The sequence below is a fragment of the Natronococcus sp. A-GB1 genome (assembly GCF_029688845.1).
GTDB lineage: Archaea > Halobacteriota > Halobacteria > Halobacteriales > Natrialbaceae > Natronococcus.
The window spans coordinates 73,401-95,352 of the sequence record NZ_JARUKW010000008.1; the positions used below are offsets into that span (position 1 = coordinate 73,401).

Here is a 21,952-nt window from a genome sequence, read left to right on the forward strand (position 1 = left end):
CGATGACAGTCGACAGACAGTCCCCGGACGAGATCGTAGATCACCTGCTCAGGCGAACCGACGACGACGAGGTCGTCCTCTATCTGGACGAGGAGACTGAACTGCCCGTCTCGATCAGGCGCCCGTTGCACCTCCCCAGCTCCGTCCAGGGAGGCGTCGAGGGCGGCAGCATCCGCTACTCGGTGCTGGCGGACGACGAGGCAGTCGACGAACTGGATCTGCCGGCTCGAGAGGGCGTTATCGCCGCCGAGGAGCTTGAGCCCGACTCCTGGACGCGCTCCCGCCTCGAGTTCCACGACCAGCACGCCGAGAACGAGTTCGGCGACCTCGAGCGCTCCGACGAGGTCGTCGCGGTCGCCGACGCGACGTAGTCGGTCGTACCGCGTCGTGATTGATCGCCGACGTTCTTTCGATCCGCTTCGAACCGAGTAGCGACGGGCGTTTGCCCGTCAGTTCTTGATCGCGGTCACGACCAGCGAGAGTGCGATGAGCGCGAGCAGGCCGACCGCGATGGAGCTGTTAAAGAGGAACGCGGTGGCGCTCTCCCCGGTCAGCAGCCAGCCGGTGACGAACCCGGACTCGGCGATGTCTCCGAGGATCACCCCCAGCACGAGGCTGACCAGTGGGTAGTCGTAGACGACGAACAACACGCCCAGCAGCCCGAACAGGAGTACGATGTAGAGGTCGACGGGCGCGTTCCGGACGGCGAAGCCGCCGACGACCGCGAGCACCGCGACCGACGGAATGATATAGCGAATAGGAATGTATGCCAGCTTCCCGAAGTACTGTGAGCCGGCGAGTCCGTAGACGAGGATCAGGACGTTGCCGACGAACAGCGAGAGAATCATCGCGTACACGATGTCGCCCGAGGCGTCGAACAAGCCGGGACCGGGGTTGAGTCCGTGCAACGCGATCGCACCCAGCAGCGCCGCCGTCGCGCCGCTGCCGGGGATGCCGAGGGTGAGCGTCGGGATCAGGGCGCTGCCCTGGGTGGCGTTGTTGCTCGAGTCCGCCGCGATGACGCCCTCGATGATTCCGGTGCCGAACCGGTCGGCGAGTTCGTCGTTCGCCCAGCGCTTAGCCTCGTTGTACGAGACGAAGTTCGCCACGTCGGCGCCGGCGCCGGGCAGCGAGCCGATGAACGTCCCGATGAGCGCGCCGCGGACGAACCCGACCGGCCGCGAGACGACTGCTCGAGCCGCGTCGTACACCTCGGAGGCCCCGCGCTGGACGGTGCTCCCACTGGTGACGACGGTTCCGCGGTAGGCTAACCAGAACACCTCCGCTAGCACGAACAGCCCGATGAGGACGACGACGAAGTCGACGCCCTCGAGCAGCGCCGTCTGGCCGAACGTGGCGCGGGGCTGGGCGAGCTGGGGATCGTTCCCGATCGTTCCGATCAGCAGCCCGAACGCCCCGGCCAGCAGGGCCTTCGAGAGCGACGAGCCCTTCGCCGCGGGGATGATCGTCAGGGCGAACACCGCGAGCAGGAACATCTCCGGGTTGCCGAAGTTGAGCGCGAAGTCGGAGATCGGCGGGGCAAACACGAGCAGGAACGTCGCCGCGATCAGTCCCGCGAGTCCCGAGACGATCGCCGAGACGGCGAGCGCGTAGATCGCCCGGCCCTGTTTCGTGAGTTCGTACCCGTCCCAGCAGGTGACGATCGAACCCGGCGCACCGGGGGTGTTGATGAGGATCGCCGGAATCGAGCCGCCGTAGATGGCCCCGCCGTAGGCCGAGACCAGAAAGATCAACGCGACGGTCGGCTCGAACGGGATCGTCACCGGGGTAAAGAGGATGATCGTCATCGTCGCGGAGAACCCGGGAATCGCGCCGAAGACGATCCCGACTGCCGTTCCCAACAGGATTGCGAACAATACGTACGGGCTCGAGAGGATGCCGAACGCGCCGTCGATCGCCGCGGGAAAGAGCACTCCGAGCATGGTCACAGGGGAATCATCAGCCACTGGACGAACACGAGCCAGACGCCGATCGCGAAGCCCAGCGAGTACCCCGCGAGTGCGAGCGGGTTGCGCTCGCCGAACAGGTACAGCGTGGCCGCGAGAAAGGCGACCGTCGTGGCGAGAAAGCCGATCGGTTCGAGTGCGATGATGTAGCCGGCGGTCAACGCGATCAGTACCGCCGCGCTTCGCACGGTGAAGACGGCCTCCCCGTCGTCCTCGAGATCGGTGTCGGGGTCGAACGCGGCCGCCGCGCTCTCGACGCCGGTGTCGCCGTCGTCGCTGCCATCGTCGTCGTTACCGTTGCCGACGGAGACGGCCTGGACCGCCACGGTCATGACCGCAAGCGCGATAGTTATGTACAGCAGTGGCCCCGCGTACAGCATCGAGAGCTCGGGCAGCGCGCGCGTATCCCAGTAGTAGAACAGGCAGAACGCCAGGACGAGCCCCGGAAACAGTAGCTCGCCCGTGTCGACCTCGAGCGTTCGCGAACCGGTACTCATCGTCATCGTCGGCGGCGTGATTCTCGTCATCGTCGTTATCGATCGTAGATGAAGTTCTCGACCACGTCGGCGTACGTTTCCATGAACTGTGAGGTCTCTTCGACTTCGGCCTCGGTCTCGTCGGGGCCGTGGTATTCGAGGATCTCGTCGAGACCGCCCTGGTTTTCGGCCTCGGCGAGAAACGCCTCGTCCTCGAGAGCCGCGGCGTAGGTCTCGGCGAGGCGCTCGAACTGTTCGGGGTGGTTCTCCCGGAGCCCGCCGGGAACCACCATGAGCTTCCACTGGCCGAGTCCTTCCTCGACGAGGGGAACCTCCTCGAGACCGAGGTCGGCGAACGACGGCGTGTCGGGCCACAGCACCTGTGGCTCGGCGGTGTGTGATCCCAGCGCGAGCACGTCGTCGACGTGGTCGGGGTTGAACGCCCACGGCTGGTTGACGCCCGCATCGACGTCGCCGGCGAGGACGGCCTGGCGGACCTCCGCTCCGCCCTCCATGTTGACGACCGTCAGCTCGAGGTCGTAGGTGTCCTCGACCAGCAGCGCAGACAGCGCCGTGTTTCCGATAGCCGAGGTGATTCCGACGGTCGCGCCGTCCTCGCGGGCGTACTCGACGAACTCCTCGAGGTCGTCGTACGGTCGGTCCGGTGGGGCGAACCACATCGTCGGGTCCCAGTGGTGCGTGCCGAGATAGTCGAACGACTCCATCCCGTAGGGGGCGTTCTGGAACAGCCACGTCGCCTGCATCTGTGGCATGTTCCACATCGCGACCGTGGTGCCGTCCGGGTCGGCGTTGTACAGCTCCTCGCCGCCGACCTGGGTCGAACCGCCGGGGTAGTTCTCGACGACGAACTCGATACCGAGCCGATCGGACCATGCCGGCGTCGTGATCCGCATCGCCCGGTCGGTTCCCCCGCCCTGGGCCCAGGGAACGACCGCCGTAACTCTCGCCTCGTCGAACCGTTCGGTGACGCCGAACGCTTCGGCGCCGTACGCTGCCGTTACGGAGAGTCCCGTGACGCCGGCCGCGAGAAACTCCCGCCTACCGAGATCTGTGAGTGCCATTGTCTGGTCTGTCCGTCCCCTGACGCCGTCGCACCGACCCGGTCGGGGACTCTCTCGGGTCGATTCTCGTCCGATAGCTACCGAATCGAACGCCCCTCCGACGGAATCGACGATCGCGACGACCCGTCGGGACGGTCGTTCGTCGCCCCTAAATGTTATTTCGTGTACGTGTACGGATAGTCCGCTTTCGGAGTTGGGGGTTCTGCCTGCGTATGCGGAAACGATCATGAAGGATTCCGCGATAGCGAACCTCGCGGCGAGTCCGATCTGGACTCTCGAGGTCGTTTCGGGAGACTCCGACCTATCGATCGATAGATAGCACCGAATATCGCGGCCCGTGACACCTTGCAACAAGGACTTGCCACCAGATAGCGATACGTTCTCACATGGGATCCGGTTCACCGGCGACGACGCCCAACGTGCGCTCGCTTTCGCCCGAGACCCTCGAGGCGCGGGTCGACGATCTCTGGGAGCGTTACGCCGACTGCGACCTCTGTGCGTACGACTGCGGGGTCGACCGAACCGCCGGTCACGTCGGCACCTGCCAGGTCGACGACACCGCGTACGTCTCGACGTACTTTCCGCACTTCGGCGAAGAGGACTGTCTGCGCGGCCACAACGGGAGCGGGACGATCTTCCTCGCGAACTGCAATATGAAGTGCGTCTTCTGCCAGAACTTCGAGACCAGCCACGAGGCCCACGGTGAGCCGGCGACGCCCGCGGAGATCGCCGAGATGGCCCTCGAGCTCGAGGCCAGAGGTTGTCACAATGTCAACTTCGTCTCGCCGACCCACCACTCCCCGCATCTGGTCGAGGCCGTCCGGATCGCCACCGAGGCCGGGCTGGACCTGCCGATCGTCTGGAACTGTGGCGGGTACGAACGACCCGAGATCCTCGAGCGACTCGAGGGGATCGTCGACATCTACATGCCCGACGTAAAGTGGGGCGAGGACGCCGCCGCGGCGACGTACTCGAAGGCGCCGAACTACTGGTCGAACGTCACCGACTCGCTGCGGGAGATGCATCGACAGGTCGGGGACCTCCGGCTTGACGACACCGGGCTCGCGACGGGCGGGCTCCTCGTGCGCCACCTCGTCATGCCCAATCACATCGAGAGCGCGAAGCGGGTGCTCGAGTTTCTCGCCGCCGAGATCTCGACGGGGACGTTCGTCGACGTGATGGCGCAGTACCAACCCCACTACAAGGCGGCCGAGGAGGAGTTTTACGCGGAGATCGACCGTCCGATCACCGCCGAGGAGTACGCCGCGGTGGTCGACCACGCTCGCGACGTCGGCCTCGAGCGACTCTACCTCGATCGCTCGATGCTGGCCGGGCGCTAATCGACCAGCTGTTCGGCCCGCTCGACGTCCTCGGGCGCATTGATATTGATCCGTTCGCCCGGTAGCCGGACGGCGTCGACACGTCGACCCGCCCGGGCCAGCAGGCCGACCGCCTCGCTGAGTTCGTACTCGCCGCGGTCTGACGGCTGTGCGAGCGCGAGCGCGTGGAAGATTTCCGGTGGCAGGACGTAACAGCCGGTCGTCACCAGACGGGACGGCGGATCGTCGGGCTTCTCGACGATCTCCCTGACCTGGCCGTCCTCGACGTCGACCACGCCGGTTTCCCGGGCCGCTTCCGGGTCGACCCCCTCGAGGAGCAGTGCACCCTCCGCGTCCGTGGACTCGACGCGCTCGAGGGCGGGCCCGATCCCGCCCCGGAAGACGTTATCGCCGTTGAGGACGACGAACGGGCCGTCGACGTGCGGTTCCGCCAGCGAGACCGCGTGACCGAGCCCCCGCTGTTCGCGCTGGTGGAGGTAGCTGATCGGGACGCCCGCGTAGGCGTCGCCGTAGCGGTCGACGATTGCCTCCTTGCGGTAGCCGACGACGACGAGGAGTTCGTCGACCCCGGCCTCGAGCAGCGTCTCGAAGACGTGGGTCAGGATCGGTCGCCCGTCGACCTCGACGAGCCCCTTCGGTCTCTCGTCGGTCAGCGGACGCAGTCTCGTTCCTTTCCCGGCCGCGGGGACGACTCCCTTCATGCGAACCGATATCGCACTCTCCGGTTAAAGTCGTAGGCTTTCGTTCGTCAAATTAGTAAGAAAAGAGAAAGTATTTATTACAATAGTTTTTACCTTGAATTGCAGCCGGCGGAGTCACCGACACCGCACCCCATGCATCTCTGCCGACTGCAACTCCCCCACCGTTTTCACGACTGTGCGGTCGGTCCCACGAGGGCTCGAGACCCCGAACGAACGGACTGTGACTCGAGCCACGTCTCAGCGTCGAGAGCGGCCATGCTTCCGGTACCCGCCGAGGTCACCGCCTGGCGGTAGTCGGGATCCATTACGTCACCCGCGCCGAAGACGCCCTCGACCGCGGTCTTGGTCGTCATCCCCTCGACAGTCTCCAGGTGGCCCGAATCGGCGAGCTCGACGCCGGTGCCCTCGAGGAACTCGGTGTTCGGAACGTGGCCGACACCGTAGAAGATCCCGCCGACGTCGACGGTCTCCTCGACGATTCCGTTTGCGGCCCGTGGCGCCGCCCTCGCCTCGAGCTTCTCGGTCGGGTGGCCGTCGGGATGTGAGACGAGCGTCGCGCCGGTGACCCCCTTCTCCCGGGAGCCATGGATCTCGAGCAGCTCCGCGTTCCAGCGAAACGAGATTCGCTCGTGGTCACGGGCTCGCTCGGCCATAATGTCCGAGGCGCGAAGCTCGTCGCGCCGATGGACGACCGTCACCGAGTCGGCGAACTTCGCGAGGAACAGCGCCTCCTCCATCGCCGAGTCGCCCCCGCCGATCACGAGGACGTCGTCGCCGCGGTGGAAGGCGCCGTCGCAGGTCGCACACGTCGAGACGCCGTAGCCCATCAGCTCGTCCTCGCCGTCGGCGCCGACCCAGCGGGCGCTGGCGCCAGTCGCGACGATCAGCGCCCGCGTCCGAACGACGTCGCCGTCCGCAAGCTCGAGTTCGAACGGGCGATCCTCGAGCGCCGCGTCCTCGACGGTTCCGTGGCGAAAGTCGGCGCCGAAGCGCTCGGCCTGTTCCTTCCCGCGCTGGATAAGCTCCATCCCGCCGACGCCCTCGGGGAACCCGAGGTAGTTCTCGACGTCGGTCGTCAGGGTGAGCTGGCCGCCCGGCTCGGGCCCCTCGAGGACGAGCGGCTCGAGGTCAGCCCGCGCGGCGTAGACGGCGGCCGAGAGACCGGCGACGCCGGAGCCGACGATTACGACGTCTCGAACGGTCGCGCTCGCGTCCTCGCTCATTCGGTGTATCGCTCGATCAGACTGCGGAGGCGGTCGGCCGGCAGGGCGCCGGTGTGCTGTTCGACCTGCTCGCCGTCGGCGAACACGAGCAGCGTGGGAACGCCGCGGACGCCGTACGTCGCGGCGAGTTGCTGGTTGCTGTCGACGTCGACTTTCGCGATCGTCGCGGCCGTTTCGGCGGCCAGCCCGTCGAGGACGGGCTCGAGCATCTGGCAGGGACCACACCATTCGGCGTAGAAGTCCACGAGCACGACGTCACGTTCGCTCACAATCGTCTCGAGGTCGTCCTCGCCGTCGACGTAGAGCGGTTCGTTCGTCGGTCGGTCCGCCGAGGGGTTGGTTGCATCGGTTGTCATCACCTCTTCGTACGGACCGGAGGCGCTTAAAGGTTTTGTAAGTGATGTGCAATACAGTACAATGCATCTCCGATCGTATCGACCTCTCTCGAGAGCATCATTCCGAGAAAAGGCGGTAATTGGCAACATTGCGTTGTCGTATACTCGAGCTCCCGATCGGTAGCTCCGTCAATATTGTCCGCCTTATGCAAAATATTATGGGTGGCGAACTCGTATCACGACCCGTGAACGACCGATCCGAGGCGGTTCGCGTCTGGCTGGTCGAACGAACCTACTCCGACGACGAACAGAACCTCATCATCCTGGTGTACGCAACCCCCGGCGGTGAGCGATACTTCCGGAAAGAACGGGCGCTCACGAGTTCCACAGACGACCGACCGACGACGGCCGCGGTAACCGTCGCCCCGTCGAACCTCGGCTCCGTGGACGATCCGGAGCTCCGGGAGCAGTACGCGACGGAGGCGAGCCGGATGGCCGAAGCCCACGATCCGGACGACGCGATCTAGCGCCTCTCTCCGTCACTCCCGCTCAATCGTGTGGATGGAACCGCTTGACTGCGCGGTCAACTGCCTCTGTCCGCCCGAGGAAGGTGACCCGGTCGCCGTCGCGCAGCACGTGGTCGCCGGTCGGAACCTCGGTCTGCCCGTCGCCGTGGGTCACCAGCCCGACGAGACAGCCGTCGGGGATCTCGGCGTTGAGTTCGGCGATCGTCTTTCCGACGAGATCAGTCGCCGTCACCTCGATCTCCTGGACGTCGCCCGTTCGGCCGAGTTCGTTCATCCACGCCGACAGCGACGGCCGCTCGAGGACGTTCTCGAGCGACCAGGCGGTCGCCATCGAGAGGTCGATCGCGCGGACGCCCAGCGATTCGAACGCCTCGACGTTGCCGGGCTGGTTGACCCGCGAGGCGACCGTCTCGACACCGAAGCTGGTCCGCGCGAGCTGGCAGGCCAGCAGGTTCGCGTCGTCGTCGGGCGTCGCCGCGACGACGTTTTTCGCCTCGTCGATCCCCGCCCGCTCGAGGACGTGGGCGTCGGTGCCGTCGCCCTCGAGGGCGCGCAGGCCTCGCTCGCGGACCCGTTCGACTGCGTCCGGGTCCTCGTCGACGACGAGGACGTTCTCTCCGTCCTGTTCGAGCCGTTCTGCGAGGGAGAGGCCGACCCGTCCCCCGCCGATAATTATCGTACGCATTGGTGAGACTCCGAGGTGATTCGCGATCTGTGGCGCGAGGCCGGCCTGGAGGACGACCGTCGCGAAGATGATCAGGAAGACGGTGCCGGCCAGCAGCTGGGCCTCCTGTGGCTGGCCGAGCGTCTGAAGTTCGACCGCAAACAGCGTCGCGACGCTCGCGGGGATGATCCCGCGGGGACCGACGGCGCTGAGAAAGAGCCGCTCGTCCCGGGTGAACCGCTCACCGGTCGTCGCCAGGTAGATCACCGCCGGGCGGAGCACGAGCGTGATCGCGACGACGACGGCGACTCCGGCGAGCCCGAGGGTCGCGATGTCGCCGAAGTCGATCAGCGCCGCCAGCGCGACGAAGATAAACGAGAGGACGACGACCGAGAGATCGTCCAGGAAGTCGACGACGTCCTCGTGGTGCGGGAGATCGACGTTGCCGAGCGCGAAGCCGGCCATCGCCGCGGCGGCGATCCCGGTCTCGCTCGCGAGCAGCTCCGCGCCGCCGTAGGCGACGACGATCCCGGCGAGGACGACCAGTCGAGCGTGCAGCGGCGCGGTGCCGGGCGAGAGGTTGCCCCGGCTGAGAAACAGCCAGACGGCGCCAGCGACGACGGCCCCGACGGCCAGCCCGATCGCCAGCCGACCACCGAACTCGCCGAGGAGCCGCAGCGGACCGCCCTCGCCGGCGATCAACACCTCGAAGACGACGACCACCAGGATCGCGGCGGTGACGTCGTTGAGCACGCCCTCGCCCTCGAGGACGGCCGCGACGTGATCCCGGACGGTGACGACCTGCAGGATCGGGCCGATCACCGTCGGCCCCGTCGCGATCAGCAGGGCGCCGACCAGTAGCCCGACCTCGAGGCTCGTATCGAGGAAGACGACGACGGCGCCCGCGGTTCCCAGCCAGGTGATCGCCGCGCCGACCGTCGTGAGCCGAAGCAGGGCCGTCGGGCTCTCCCGGAGCTTCTCGAGGCGGAGGTGGTAGCCGCCCTCGAAGAGGATGATCGCGACGCTGACGCCGACCATCACGGGGAGCCCCTCGCCAAACGTCGCCCGCGAGACGAGGCCGATGCCCTCCGGGCCGATCGCGACGCCCGCGAGGATCAGAAACAGGACGCTCGGAATTCGGAGTCGGTCCGCGAGGACTCGAGAGACGACCCCGAGCGCCAGCACGACGGCGACGACGCCGATCAGCGTCACGAGCGGGAACCCGGATGTGGGTTGATCGCAACGACGCGACGATTGCTCGCTCGCTCGGTGGCCATCGTTATCCCCTACTGTCGGTCGCCGACTGTGTATCGGTTTCGGCTTTCTTGGACGATGCGAGCACCTGATAGAGGATGATCGAGGCGACCGCGAACGACGAGCCGACGAGCAGGACGACGCTGAGGGCGTCGAGCGATCCCACGCCCAGCCAGTTCGCGAGTTCGCTGAGCCCGATCCCGGCACTGGCGAGCAGCATCATGATCCCGAAGTAGACGATCACGTCGTCCTCCTCGACGATCGCGGTCGCGGCCGATCCGATCCGCGCGCCGAGCGCGCTGCCGACCAGCAGCAGGGAGACGACCGTGAGGTCGACGCCGCCGGACATCCCGTAGGTGAAGGTGCCGAACGCACCCGAGAACAGTCCGGCGAACAGGCTCGTTCCGACGGCGGCGGTCAGCGGCGTCCCGATCAGGTAGTAGATCGCGGGCATCCGAATGAACCCGCCACCGACGCCAATCAGTCCCGAGACGAGGCCGACGCCGCCGCCGGAACCGAGGATCGTCCACAGCGAGGCTCGTCCGCCGGAGCTCAGCGAGAGCATCGGCGCCACCTCGTAGGACTGGATCTTCCGGGCGATCGGGGGGATCTCCTCGTCGCTGACTCCGTCGTCACCGTCCTCGGCGTCCTCGAGCCTGTAGGCCCGCCGCAGAAACAGGAGTCCGATCCCCGCCAGCAGGACGACGTACGCGACGCCCGTGACGAGTTCGGCGACTCCCAGGGCCTCGAGGCCGAAGACGAGCCGGCTCCCGAGTTCGATCCCGATCGAGAGGACGACGAAGAGGACGGCCCCGAGTCTGTAGTCGACCTGTCCGACGTCGTAGTGTTTCAGTACGGCGATGACGGAGGTGCCGAAATAAAACGCAAGCCCGCTGCCGATCGCGACGGGCGCGGGATAGCCCAGTATCAGCAGCGTCGGCGTGATCAGGAACGATCCGCCCATCCCGAAAAACCCGAACAGCACGCCGACCATGAAACCGAAGCTCACGAACAGGGCCAGCAGTGCCGGGGAAAGACCGAGGAGTTCCATCGATTACGCGCTCGCGTTTGCAACTCGATCGATCAACGGCGAGACGATCCGCTCGAGGACGCCGTAGCCGACGTAGAGGGCGACGGCCTGCACGAAGACGACGCCGACGAGGGCCGTCGCCTGCACGACGGGCGGGAGACCGGCGGACTCGATCATTCGTCTCGACCTCCGTTCGACGGCAGTTGTGTGTGCGTCATGGGTTTCTACTCGGTACTCACTACCCGGGGTAAGTGTATAACGCTTTTGGGATCCAAGAACAATATTACTGCAGAGAATCACACCCGTATCCAACGAGAATATTTGTGTACGTTACGGAGATATACCGGCCATATCCGGCGGGTCGAAGCTACTCGAGCGCTGCGTTCGAACGCGCTCTCGAGGACGCCGACGGTCGGGGGGATCGATTCGCCGGCTTCGTTTCCGCTGGACCGGTTCGCCCGTCGCTCGCCGTTCGATCGGCCACACGATATTGGAATACCCAAACAATATTATAGCGACGGGCCCGTACTAGAGGTATGAAAGCGGTATTCGCGACGGATCTCTCGGCGGCCAGCGAGGCGACGATACAGAACGAGACCTGTCTCGACTGTCTGGGTCGGATCGGGATCAACGAGATCCACCTGGTCACGGTCGTCCCGTCGAACGTTCACTCGGGAATGCCTGGAATCGACTTCGAAAAGCGCCGAGAGCGTGCGATTCGACGGTACCGACGGGTCATCGAAGCCGCTGGGTTCGACGTGGAGGTCCACGTCGTCCGCGGGACCCCCCACCGGCGGATCATCGGCATCGCCAGTACGATCGGTGCGAGTCTCACGGTCGTCGGCTCCCGCGGGAAGAGCCCGCTCGAGAACCGCGTCATCGGGTCGACGGCGCGCAACCTCGCGCGCACGACCGAGACACCGCTGCTGGTCAACCGGATCGAGCGCGGCGTCGACGATCCCGTCGTCCTCAAACAGCACCTCTTCCAGCGGATGCTGTACGCGACCGACTTCTCCGAGAACGCCGACCGGGCGTTCGAGGCGTTCTCGTACCTGCGACACGCCACGCAGGAGGCGACGCTCGTTCACGTCGCGACCCCGAAAGATCCCGACCTTCCGGAGGTGGACGAACCCGAGCAGCGACTGGGAGAGCTGGCCACACGGCTCGAGGACTGGGGGATCGACACCGAAACCGTCGTCAGGCGGGGCGACCCCGCCGACGAGATTCTCGCCACGGAAGCTGCGGTGAACCCGACGACAGTACTGGTCGGCTCCCGAGGGCACAGCCGCCTCCGCCGCCTGCTGCTGGGCAGCGTCTCCGAGGATCTCGTCGCTCGAGCAACCGGGAACGTGATGCTGATCCCGCCAGCGTAACGGCGTCCGTGTTCGCGATCCGGTATCGTGTGAACGAGTTCGCCACACCGAGCTTGCAATGTAAGGGCCCGTGAAGCGCTGTGACGCTCGATCCATGTCGGAAGGTTGAACTCGGCGCTGGCGCAAATCGGAGACAGGATACTCGTTTCGATCCGCCACTGAACGGTCCGTTTCGCCACCATGCTCGAACTCACGCTCTTGGCCCTTCTCGTCGTCTCCGTTCTCCTGTTGGTTCACTCGTACTTCCTCTACATTCCGCTGCTGGCGCTGCTGGCGAGACTGACCCCGACTTCCGACTCGTCGGTCCCCGACTCGCTTCCCTCGGTCGCACTCGTTATCGCAGCGTACAACGAGGAAGGTATTATCGCCGAAAAGATCGAGAACAGCCTCGAGCTCGAGTACCCCGACGACCGGCTCTCGATCGTCGTCTTCTCGGACGCCTCTTCGGACCGGACCGACGAGATCGTTCGCTCCTACGCCGACGAGGGGGTCGACCTCGTCCGCATCGAGGGGCGGGTCGGCAAGACCGAGTGTCAGAACCGGGTCGCCGACGCCGTCGACGAGGAAATTATCGTCTTCTCGGACGCGAATAGCATGTACGAACCCGCCGCGATCCGCGAGCTGGTGGCGTCGTTCGGCCCCGACGTGGGCTGTGTCGTCGGCGAGCTCAAGTACCGCGACTCGAGCGACGTCGACGGGGAGTCGATCTACTGGCGCTACGAGTCGCTGCTCAAACGCCTCGAGTCGGCGGTCGGCTCGTCGGTGACCGGAAACGGCGCCATCTACGCAGTCCGCAACTCGTCGTACGTCCCCCTTCGGCGAGGTGCGATCAGCGACTTCGCCGAGCCGCTGGCGATCGTCGCGAACGGCGAGCGGGTCGCGTACACCGCCGACGCGGTCGCCTGGGAGAGCACGGAGGAGACGGTCGACGACGAACTCGACCGCCGGAGTCGGATCGTCACCCGGTCGTGGCACACCGTCGCGAACAACGCCGGGCTGCTTAACCCAGTTCGCTACCCGGTGTTTTCCTTCCAGCTCCTCTCTCACAAGGTACTCCGATGGCTCTCGCCGATCCTGCTCGCCGTCGCCCTCCTCTCGAACCTCGCGCTCGTCCTCGTTTCGACGAGTCCCATCTATCTGGCGCTGCTCGGGGCGCAGCTGACGTTCTACGCCCTCGCCCTCGCCGGCGCCGTCCTCGACCGAACCTCGCTCTCGCCGCCGACGCTCGTCCACGTTCCCCACTTCTTCCTCGTCGCGAACTACGGCATGCTCGTCGGCCTGTGGAACTTCCTCCGGCGAGAGAACATCGTCACCTGGAACACGACCGCTCGAGACTCGAGCCAGAACGAGGACCCCGAACCATGACCCACGTCGTTCACCTCTCGTCCGTCCACTACCCGTTCGATCCGCGCATCTTCCACAAGCAACTACAGACGCTGTCGGCCGCGGGCTACCGGACGACGCTACTCGTCCACCACGACGAGTCGATCGTCCGAGACGACGTCGACGTGCGCTCGGTCGGCAACGTCGACACCCGGCTCGAGCGCTGGCGAAACCTGCCGACGCTGTTCCGCGAGGCTCGAGCCGAGGACGCCGACGTCTACCACGTCCACGACCCGGAGCTGTTGCCGATCGGCGTCCTGCTGTCGCTGACTACGGACGCGAGGGTCGTCTACGACGTTCACGAGGACTACGCGGACGCGATCCGCGTCCGCGAGTGGATTCCCGATCCCGTCAAACCCGTTCTGCAGCGGGTGTTTCCGGCGATCCAGGGATCGCTGACCCGACCGCTGGATCTCGTCGTCACGGCCGACGACGCCACCCGGGAGAGCCTCGCCTCGCGAACGAGTACGCCCGTCGAGACGATCCGGAACCTGCCGAAAGTCGCGGGGATCGAGATCGACCGGGTCGACCTCGAGCGCACCCACGAGCACGTGCTGGCCTACGTCGGCGGACTCGACCGGGAGCGGGGGCTGTTGAACATGCTGCAGGTTACCGCCCGCCTTCGGGAGCGAGGGCTCGACGTCGGGCTCTGGCTGCTCGGGCCGTTTCAGGACGAGGAGATCGAGCGCGAGGCCCGACGGTACATGGGCGAGGCGGGGATCGCCGACCACGTCCGGCTGTTCGGCTACGTCGACTACGACGAGATCTTCTCCTCTCTCTCGGCGGCCGACATCGGCCTGCTGCTGGTCGACGAGGCGCGCTTCGAGCGCAACGTCCCGACGAAGTTCTTCGAGTACCTCTACTGTGGCCTTCCCGTCGTGCTGACCGAGGTGCCGTCGCTCGAGCCCTACGCGGATTCGGACTACTGTGTCTCCGTTCCCGAACGCGACCTCGAGCGGGCGACGGCGGCGATCGAACGCCTGCTCGAGGATTCGGACACCCAGCAGGCGATGAGCGACGCCGGACGCGAGGCGGTCGTTTCCGAGTACAGCTGGGAGGTCGAGCGGGACCGACTGCTCGCCGCGTACGCTCAGCTGACAGGAACTACGGACACCGATGGCATCGCAGGACCGACCGACGAAACTGCACGAACCGACGACGATTACGAATGACCACCGTTTCAGTTATCACGCCGACGTACAACCGGGCGGAGACGCTTCCGCGAGCGATCGAGAGCGTCCTCGCACAGAGCTACGGGCAGTTCGAACACGTGATCGTCGACGACGGCTCGACCGACGACACCGCGGCCGTCGTCGAGGGGTACGACGACGACCGAATCGAGTATCTCCGGCTCAAGGGCAACAACGGGGCGAACGTCGCCCGAAACGAGGGGATCCGTGCGGCTTCCGGGAAGTACGTCGCCTTCCTCGACTCCGACGACGAGTACTACCCGCGCAAGCTCGAGACCTGCGTCGCCGCCCTCGAGTCGTTGCCCGAGACCTACGGCGGCGTCTTCCACGGCTACGACATCTATCGGGGTGAGGAGTACCTCGGTCCGGAGGCCACCCACGAGGGCCGCGTGACGCGGTCAGCTCTCGGCGAGGCGAACGTCCCCGGCAGCTTCATCACGACGACGGTTCGCGCGTCCGTCTTCGACGCCGTCGGCGACCTCGACGAGGCGATGGCCTCCTCGCAGGACTACGAGTTCTACCTGCGGCTGGCTCGGGAGTACGACCTCTACGGACTGGGCACGATCCTGGCGAGACACTACCGTCGGGCGGACTCGATCTCGCTCGACGTCGGGGCGAGGCGCGAGGGGAAGGCCCAGCTCGTCGAGCGCCACGGCGACGTGTTGACCGACCGCCGACACGCCCACCACCACTATCTGCTGGGGTTGACCCATGCGAGACGCGGCGAGATGGCGACAGCGCGACGGGAGCTCGCCAGAGCGATCAGGCTCCACCCGACGAACCCGCTCCCGTACGTCCATCTGGCGACCTGCGTGACGCCGCGAACGTTCGCCGCTGGGATGGACGCGAAACGGCTGGTGAAGCGTCTCATCGGCCGATGACGGGCTACCCACCGGTTTCGAATTGGCAAGACACATCACCGACACTCAAATACTACCCATAGATGCGTCTCCACGACGAGGATCTCGATGCCGCCGTCGCCGTCTGCTACGTCGCGTTCGTCTTCTCCGGCGTGTACAAAAGCGCCTGGTACCTCGAGTGGTCGCCGATCGATCTGACGGTGTTGCTCGGCGGGATAACCGTCGGGCTCTCCGCGCTGTTGGTCGTCACCGGGCGACTCGAACTCACGCACCCGTCGGTCGTTATCCCCACGCTGTTCGGTCTCTTCGCCGGCTACGCCGTTCTCTCCGGACTCTGGACTCCGAGCACCGAGTACTACTTCTTCAAGTCGTTGCGGCTGGTCGGCGTCACCGGGCTGGCGCTCGGTGCCGGCGCGGTCGTCGTCGCGACGTCGTCTCGCCGGCTCCGGTACGCCGGGTTCGCCACGGCGGGCGTCGGGTTCGTCACCGCCCTCGAGATGTTGTACCGATACCAGCAGGCCGGCGGCGGCGAGCTCTCTCCGTTCGGGACGAACTACCTCATAACCGGTCGGGCGATCGGGTTCGGACTGTTGCTCGCGGTCGGCTACCTCGTCCTCTCGAGAGAGGATCGAACGCTCACGATCGCGGCGCTTTTCGGCGCCGTCACGATGAGTTACGCCCTGCTCGTGAGTGGGGCTCGCGGGCCGACGGTCGCCGTCGCCGGTTCGATCGGACTGCTCGTTCTCGCGGGAATCGTTCTCGGAACGCTGCCGAACGGCCGGATCGCGCTGGCGGGGTACAGCGCCGTGGGACTCGTCTCACTGATCGGGTTCGCCACCGTCGCCCGGCAACTGCGGGGCATCCAGCGACTGCTCACGCTGGCCGACGGCCCGGGGCGCTCGCTCGGTCTTCGCTTTGGTTACTGGACAAACACGTTCGATGCCCTGAATCCGACCATGCTCCTCTTCGGCGAAGGATTTGGTGCCTGGCCGGTGCTGATCGATCCGGGCTACGACACCCGCTACTACCCGCACAACATCGTACTCGAGGTGCTGTTCGAACTCGGCATCGTCGGGCTCGTGCTCCTCGGCGCGCTGTTCGGCTACGCACTGTTAAACGCCGCTCGGGACTGGCTCGAGCACGAGGAGACGACCCACGTCGTTCTCGGAGTCCTCTTCGCCTACATGCTGGTGAACGCGATGGTAACCGGCGACCTGAACGACAACCGGTTCCTGTTCGCGATCGTCGGCGTGATGGCCTACACTGTCGGGAGCCGCGGACTCGCCTCCATTCGATCCGTCTCGCTTCCCTGAAAACGCGGCGGCGAATCCAAGGGTGAGACGCTCTCCCGATCGATCTCAGCGAGTCGAGCCGCCGCTACGGGCGCGGCTCCGCTCGGTGTCCGAAGACCAGGTAGCCGATGGCAGCGGTCGCGAGCACCGCGCCGATGGACCAGCCGAACATGGTGTAGGACTCGAAGAACTGGTGGATCGCCCAGCCGACGGCGAGTGCGAGCATCGCGACGTCGACCTCGCGGTAGGCGACCGTGCGCGCGACGATGCTGCCGGCGACGAGCCCGACGTAGGCGAGCCCGCCGACGAGCCCGGTCTGGATGAGTACCGAGAGATACGAGTTGTGTGGCGTCGGCGCCCCCTCGCCCGGGAGGTAGGGCTCGATGACGGTGCTGGCCGGTCCGCTACCGTGGCCGAACAGGAGAGGACCGTCGCCGATCGCGCTCAGGCTTGCGGCCCAGAGTTCGAACCGACCCGTCGCGGAGATGCCGACGACTTCGAGCGCCATCGCGGCGATGACGCCGAACACGCCGAGGACAGTCGTCGCGACCACGACCGGGACGAGCTTTCGGTCGCCGACGGCGTAGGTGGCGTATATCGCCGTCGCAACCGCCGCGGCGAGCATCGCCGCTCGAGCGTTCGAGAGGAAGAGGCCGATCCCACAGGTCACCGCGAGCACCGCGGCGACGGGCGTGCCGATCGGTCGTCGTTCGTCGAGCGAACGGTGGAGTTCGACGACCGCGGCAACGAAGCCGGCGAACGACAGCAGACCCAGCCCGTTCGGGTTCGGGAAGACCGACTGCAGCGTCAGGATATCCGGATCGAACCCGGGAACGCTCGGCGAGGATGCGGTGTACCGGCTGACCTCGAAGATCCACAGCGTGTAGTCGCCGACGGCGTACGTCGCCACTCCGAGCGCGACGACGATCGCAGCGAATCCCGAGAGGACGCGAAGGAACACCCGCCCGGGAACGAGTCGGGGAACCACGAAGAGGCTCGTTCCCATCATCGTCGCAGCCCACACCGGCCACCGCGACTGCGTGCTCGAGGGAACGAACGCGAGCGTGTGTGCGAGATACACGCCGACGATCACCGCGAAGCAGCCGACGACAGCCCACTGACCCGCCGTGTACTGTCTGGCGTCGGTGACGACGAGAACGAACGAGAGGAGAAGGACGAACGCGACGCCAATCGCGAGCACCCGACTCGAGCCCACTCCGAACCCCGGCGAACTGGTCTGGTAGAGCAGACCGGCGAGAACAGCCGCGATTCCGAACACGGAGAGGATCGCTGCCCACCGGTGTGTCCGACGATCGTAGGTAACGACGGCGAGCCGAATTCCCAGAACCGCGCCGAGGACGATCGCAGCCACCGAGAGCTGCCACGCCAGAATCGCGTCGGTCACTTGTGCGACGAGAACCAGAAACAAGTAGAGCGCGAACAGTCCGTAGGTCGCGCCCTCGAGGAGTCGGTCGGTCTCCGGACCCCGGACGGGAGACGTAGCCGGGTCTCGCTCAGCGGTACTCACTGTCCTACAGATTCGAAGTCGGAAACAAATATTTGCTCCTATTCGCGCGGACGACCTCGCGACTTCGAGGCCAGATCAGATCTGACCCGACAGTGGAGCGAAACCGCTCTGAGCCCACACAGTGCTTGTATTTCGGCCGAACTCTACAAAATGAATATCGGTCCGTACCAGAACGTTATTGTAAGGAGAGACTCACCAGTTAGTGTCAATGCAAGCCGTCGTACTCGCCGCCGGAGAGGGAACGCGACTCCGGCCGCTGACCGAGGACAAGCCGAAGGGACTCGTCGAGGTCGACGAGAAGCCGATCATCACCCACTGTCTCGACCGCCTCGTCGAGCTGGGCGCGAGCGAGTTCGTCATCGTCGTCGGTTACCTCAAGGAGAAGATCATCGACCACTACGGCGACGAGTACCGCGGCGTGCCGATTACGTACGCCCACCAGCGCGAACAGAACGGCCTCGCCCACGCGCTGCTGTGTGTCGAGGAACACATCGACGACGACTTCATGCTGATCCTGGGCGACAACGTCTTCGAGGCGAACCTCGAGGACGTCGTCCGGCGCCAGCAGGAGGAACGCGCCGACGCCGCGTTCCTCGTCGAGGAAGTCCCCTGGGAGGAAGCCTCCCGCTACGGCGTCTGTGACACCAACGCCTACGGCGAGATCACGGACGTCATCGAGAAGCCCGACGATCCGCCGTCGAATCTCGTGATGACCGGTTTCTACACCTTTACGCCCGCGATCTTCCACGCCTGCCACCTCGTTCAGCCGTCCGACCGCGGCGAGTACGAGCTCAGCGACGCCGTCGACCTGCTCATCCAGTCGGGACGGACGATCGACGCGATCGGCCTCGACGGCTGGCGGATCGACGTCGGCTACCCCGAAGACCGAGAGGAGGCCGAGAAACGACTGCAGGAGAAAGTGCCCGCCGAAGCCACCTCCGACTGACCGGCCGGGACTGACCGCGACAGGTTCCGACGAGACTATACGATTCCGACGGCGATGCGTTACTACCTCCGAGATGTCTACTGACGATGCCGAGCATATCTCTCGGCGCGACAAGATCGACGCACTGTTGGACGTCGCCCGATTCAGCCCGAAGTTCACGACGCTGATCGTCGGCCTCGGGCTGCTCGCTGCGGTTCTCGAGGGGATCGGACTGAGCTTCATCCTCCCGATCATCGAGATCGTCCAGGCCGACGATCCCGTCGCCGAGGCTGATGGGCTGATGGAAGCGTTCGTCGTCGCCTACGACGCCCTCGGCGTCCCGTTTACCCTCGGGTTCGTGGTGGCCGGCGTCGCCGTCGTAATGACGGTGCGGTACACGGCGAGTTTCCTCGTCGGCTGGTTCCGCGAGGCGCTACGGACCTACTACATTCGTGATCTGCAGGTTCGGGCGTTCGACAACGCCCTCGACGCCGAGGTCAAATACTTCGACGAGGAGGGCTCCGACGACATCCTCAACGCCATCGTCACCCAGACCTACTACGCGGGGCGGGTGATCCGACGCGTAATCAAGGTGCTCGAACAGCTCTTCCTCTCGCTTGCATACCTCGTTATTGCGCTGGTGATGGCGCCGATGCTGACACTGATCGCGATCGCCATTCTCGGTGGGCTGACGGTTTTGCTTCGGGGGGTGCTCGAGGGCGGGTACGACCTCGGTGACGAGGTGGCAGACGCCAACGAGCGCCGCCAGGAGGCCGCCCAGGCCGGTACCCAGGGGATCCGCGATGTGCGGATCTTCGGCCTTGGCAGGGAGCTCCGCGGGAACTTCCTGGATGCCGTCGACCAGTACACGACCGCGCGAATCAAACTCCGACGCAACGAGGCGGCGATCAACAACTTCTACAACCTCGGGGTCGCGGTCTCGGTATTCTTGCTCATCTATCTCGCGCTCACGTTTGCCGACCTGTCGATCGGCGCGCTCGGCGTCTTCCTCTTTGCGATGATGCAGCTCGGTCCCAAGGTGAGCGCGCTCAACGAGTACTACTACAAGGTCGAGAACGACCTCCCGCATCTCGTCCGAACCCAGCAGTTCATCGAGGACCTCGAGCACCGCGAGGAGGTCAACGAGCCGACCCGTGAGGTGCCCGACACGGTCGACCACGTCGAGTTCGACGATGTCGAGTTCTCCTACGACGGCGACGAGCAGGTGCTCAAGGGGATCGACTTCGAGGTCGAGAAAGGTGAGTTTGTCGCGTTCGTCGGCCAGTCGGGTGCCGGCAAGTCGACGATCGTCTCGCTGCTGGCTCGGCTGTACGAGGTCGACCGCGGCGAGATCCGCGCCAACGGCGTTCCGATCGCCGAGATGGACGTCGACGAGTGGCGCGATCGGATCTCGATCGTCCGCCAGGATCCGTTCATCTTCAACGACACGCTGCGGTACAACCTCACGATCGGGAACCGGGACGTGACCCAGGCGGAGATCGAGCGAGCGTGTTCGATCGCGAAGATCGACGAGTTCCTCGACGACCTCCCGAACGGGTACGACACCGTCCTCGGCGACGACGGTACACGGCTGTCGGGTGGCCAGAAACAGCGCGTCTCGCTCGCGCGAGCGCTGCTCGAAGACACCGAACTGCTCATCCTGGACGAGGCGACGAGCGACCTGGACTCGAGTCTCGAACAGGAGGTTCAGGCGGCGATCGAGGGCATGGATCGGGACTACGCGATGCTCGCGATCGCCCACCGACTCTCGACCGTCGAGAACGCGGATCGAATCTATACGGTTTCGGACGGCGAGGTCGTCGAGGCCGGCCGACACGGCGATCTGATCGACCGGGGTGGACAGTACGCCGACCTGTACGCGATCCAGTCGCGCAAGTGACTCCAATGACGCCGACCGACCGCTCACACGTCGAGTTTCTCGGCCCACCGGGAGCGGGCAAGTCGGCGGTACACGGACGGCTCACGTCGGACCCGCGGTACTACGGCGGGATCTACGAGGACGGTCTCGAGCGACTGATCCTGGATCGCTACGACGGCCCCGCCCGGCTGGCGTACCGACTGTTGCCGTCGCGTCCGCGCTCGTACGTCGAGACGCTCGTTCTGCAGCACCCGATTCGGAAACGGCTGTTCTCGTCGTTCCTGCTCGAGCAGCCGTCGTTTCCGGACGCGATGGTCGGCGCCCGACGAGCGGTCTCTCGAGAACCCGACCAGGCTGCGTCGCTGCTCAAGAACACCGCGGAGCGCTACCAGCTCGGGGTCGAGACGGTCCGGTCGGACGAACGGTTCTGTATGGACGAGGGGTTTGCGATGGGGGCCGTCTCGACTCTCTGGCGGGGTGGAGACCGGTTCTCTCTCGAGGCGTACTTCGACCGCGTGCCGACGCCGGAAACGCTCGTCTACGTCACCGCGCCGACGGCGGTCTGCCTCCGGCGCCAGCGCAGCCGGGAGAAGTCTCTCTCGGAGCGACACGGCGTCGCAAGGATGGACGACGCACAGGAGCGACACGAACAGGCCTGCTCGAGGGTCGCCGAGGTAGCCGAGGCCGACGACTCGATCACCGTCGTCAGGGCCCCGAACGAAGGGCGCCTCGAGGACGCCGTCGCGACGGTCGATCGGGCACTGCGAAGCGACGGGAGCGATTGATCGCTCGCTCGCGACCGTACCGACACCGATCGAGTTCGAGAGCTGGCGCTCGGGGGTGGGAGGCGTTCGATGCGACTCCGATCCTGCGTCCGACGACTCGATAGCCTTTTGAATTAGAGCTAGCAGGTATGCTGTAAC

General features: G+C 65.7%; 21 protein-coding genes. 11 read left to right on the top strand and 10 right to left on the bottom strand.

The window, feature by feature from the left end; genetic code table 11:
- Nucleotides 1-2 precede the first annotated feature (2 nt).
- Nucleotides 3-371: a hypothetical protein gene (locus QA600_RS10850; RefSeq protein ID WP_278291955.1), complete on the top strand. Its 369-nt coding sequence runs from the start codon at nt 3-5 to the stop codon at nt 369-371.
- A gap of 78 nt (nt 372-449) precedes the next feature.
- Here QA600_RS10850 and QA600_RS10855 read toward each other — a convergent pair whose 3' ends face one another.
- From QA600_RS10855 to QA600_RS10865, 3 genes are read right to left on the bottom strand one after another with little or no spacing between them, the layout of a single operon-like run.
- Nucleotides 450-1,943, bottom strand: a complete 1,494-nt coding sequence (locus QA600_RS10855) for a tripartite tricarboxylate transporter permease (protein WP_278292064.1) — start codon at nt 1,941-1,943, stop codon at nt 450-452.
- A gap of 2 nt (nt 1,944-1,945) precedes the next feature.
- Entirely contained in the window at nt 1,946-2,464 is a 519-nt protein-coding gene (locus tag QA600_RS10860) for a tripartite tricarboxylate transporter TctB family protein (protein ID WP_278291956.1), read from the bottom strand.
- Between the two features lie 35 nt (nt 2,465-2,499).
- Nucleotides 2,500-3,525, bottom strand: a complete 1,026-nt coding sequence (locus tag QA600_RS10865; protein WP_278291957.1) for a tripartite tricarboxylate transporter substrate-binding protein — start codon at nt 3,523-3,525, stop codon at nt 2,500-2,502.
- A gap of 386 nt (nt 3,526-3,911) precedes the next feature.
- Between QA600_RS10865 and QA600_RS10870 the strand changes: the two genes are divergently transcribed.
- Nucleotides 3,912-4,865: a radical SAM protein gene (locus tag QA600_RS10870; RefSeq protein WP_278291958.1), complete on the top strand. Its 954-nt coding sequence runs from the start codon at nt 3,912-3,914 to the stop codon at nt 4,863-4,865.
- On the opposite strand, the gene QA600_RS10875 is transcribed toward QA600_RS10870, so the two are convergent.
- From QA600_RS10875 to trxA, 3 genes are all read right to left on the bottom strand, one after another.
- Entirely contained in the window at nt 4,862-5,566 is a 705-nt protein-coding gene (locus tag QA600_RS10875) for a sugar phosphate nucleotidyltransferase (protein ID WP_278291959.1), read from the bottom strand. The two genes, QA600_RS10870 and QA600_RS10875, sit on opposite strands and share 4 nt — an antisense overlap.
- 167 nt (nt 5,567-5,733) lie before the next feature.
- Nucleotides 5,734-6,789: an FAD-dependent oxidoreductase gene (locus QA600_RS10880; RefSeq protein ID WP_278291960.1), complete on the bottom strand. Its 1,056-nt coding sequence runs from the start codon at nt 6,787-6,789 to the stop codon at nt 5,734-5,736.
- On the bottom strand, nt 6,786-7,145 hold the full coding sequence (trxA, locus tag QA600_RS10885; RefSeq protein WP_278291961.1) for a thioredoxin: 360 nt from the start codon (nt 7,143-7,145) through the stop codon (nt 6,786-6,788). Before trxA ends, QA600_RS10880 begins: the two co-directional genes overlap by 4 nt.
- Nucleotides 7,146-7,369: 224 nt before the next feature.
- Between trxA and QA600_RS10890 the strand changes: the two genes are divergently transcribed.
- Entirely contained in the window at nt 7,370-7,651 is a 282-nt protein-coding gene (locus QA600_RS10890) for a hypothetical protein (RefSeq protein ID WP_345782020.1), read from the top strand.
- A gap of 22 nt (nt 7,652-7,673) precedes the next feature.
- On the opposite strand, the gene QA600_RS10895 is transcribed toward QA600_RS10890, so the two are convergent.
- The 3 genes from QA600_RS10895 to QA600_RS10905 all read right to left on the bottom strand — a co-directional run bounded on the left by QA600_RS10895 (nt 7,674) and on the right by QA600_RS10905 (nt 10,776).
- The gene (locus QA600_RS10895; RefSeq protein WP_278291963.1) at nt 7,674-9,527 is read right to left on the bottom strand and encodes a cation:proton antiporter; all 1,854 of its coding nucleotides are present in this window, start codon (nt 9,525-9,527) and stop codon (nt 7,674-7,676) included.
- Between the two features lie 67 nt (nt 9,528-9,594).
- A complete protein-coding gene (locus QA600_RS10900) occupies nt 9,595-10,620 on the bottom strand; it encodes a sulfite exporter TauE/SafE family protein (protein WP_278291964.1) in 1,026 nt (341 codons plus the stop codon).
- A 3-nt stretch (nt 10,621-10,623) separates the two neighbouring features.
- Complete coding sequence (locus QA600_RS10905; RefSeq protein ID WP_278291965.1) at nt 10,624-10,776, bottom strand: hypothetical protein; 153 nt, start codon at nt 10,774-10,776, stop codon at nt 10,624-10,626.
- A 359-nt stretch (nt 10,777-11,135) separates the two neighbouring features.
- Between QA600_RS10905 and QA600_RS10910 the strand changes: the two genes are divergently transcribed.
- The 5 genes from QA600_RS10910 to QA600_RS10930 all read left to right on the top strand — a co-directional run bounded on the left by QA600_RS10910 (nt 11,136) and on the right by QA600_RS10930 (nt 16,718).
- Nucleotides 11,136-11,972, top strand: a complete 837-nt coding sequence (locus tag QA600_RS10910; protein ID WP_278291966.1) for a universal stress protein — start codon at nt 11,136-11,138, stop codon at nt 11,970-11,972.
- 180 nt (nt 11,973-12,152) lie between these two features.
- Nucleotides 12,153-13,337, top strand: coding sequence for a glycosyltransferase family 2 protein (locus QA600_RS10915; RefSeq protein ID WP_278291967.1), 1,185 nt, complete (start codon nt 12,153-12,155; stop codon nt 13,335-13,337).
- The gene (locus QA600_RS10920) at nt 13,334-14,527 is read left to right on the top strand and encodes a glycosyltransferase (RefSeq protein ID WP_278291968.1); all 1,194 of its coding nucleotides are present in this window, start codon (nt 13,334-13,336) and stop codon (nt 14,525-14,527) included. The genes QA600_RS10915 and QA600_RS10920 overlap by 4 nt, the downstream gene beginning before the upstream one ends.
- Nucleotides 14,524-15,426 (top strand): glycosyltransferase family 2 protein, encoded by a 903-nt coding sequence (locus QA600_RS10925; RefSeq protein ID WP_278291969.1) that lies wholly within the window; start codon nt 14,524-14,526, stop codon nt 15,424-15,426. Before QA600_RS10920 ends, QA600_RS10925 begins: the two co-directional genes overlap by 4 nt.
- 62 nt (nt 15,427-15,488) lie before the next feature.
- On the top strand, nt 15,489-16,718 hold the full coding sequence (locus QA600_RS10930) for an O-antigen ligase family protein (protein WP_278291970.1): 1,230 nt from the start codon (nt 15,489-15,491) through the stop codon (nt 16,716-16,718).
- Nucleotides 16,719-16,782: 64 nt separating this feature from the next.
- On the opposite strand, the gene QA600_RS10935 is transcribed toward QA600_RS10930, so the two are convergent.
- On the bottom strand, nt 16,783-18,225 hold the full coding sequence (locus QA600_RS10935) for an O-antigen ligase family protein (protein ID WP_278291971.1): 1,443 nt from the start codon (nt 18,223-18,225) through the stop codon (nt 16,783-16,785).
- Between the two features lie 208 nt (nt 18,226-18,433).
- On the opposite strand from QA600_RS10935, the gene aglF reads away from it, so the two are divergent.
- From aglF to QA600_RS10950, 3 genes are all read left to right on the top strand, one after another.
- Entirely contained in the window at nt 18,434-19,171 is a 738-nt protein-coding gene (gene aglF, locus QA600_RS10940) for a UTP--glucose-1-phosphate uridylyltransferase AglF (RefSeq protein ID WP_278291972.1), read from the top strand.
- 73 nt (nt 19,172-19,244) lie between these two features.
- Nucleotides 19,245-21,050 carry an ABC transporter ATP-binding protein gene (locus QA600_RS10945; RefSeq protein ID WP_278291973.1) on the top strand — a complete coding sequence of 602 codons (1,806 nt, stop codon included), beginning with the start codon at nt 19,245-19,247 and terminating at the stop codon, nt 21,048-21,050.
- 5 nt (nt 21,051-21,055) lie between these two features.
- Nucleotides 21,056-21,814 (top strand): hypothetical protein, encoded by a 759-nt coding sequence (locus QA600_RS10950; protein ID WP_278291974.1) that lies wholly within the window; start codon nt 21,056-21,058, stop codon nt 21,812-21,814.
- The last annotated feature ends 138 nt before the right edge of the window (nt 21,815-21,952 follow it).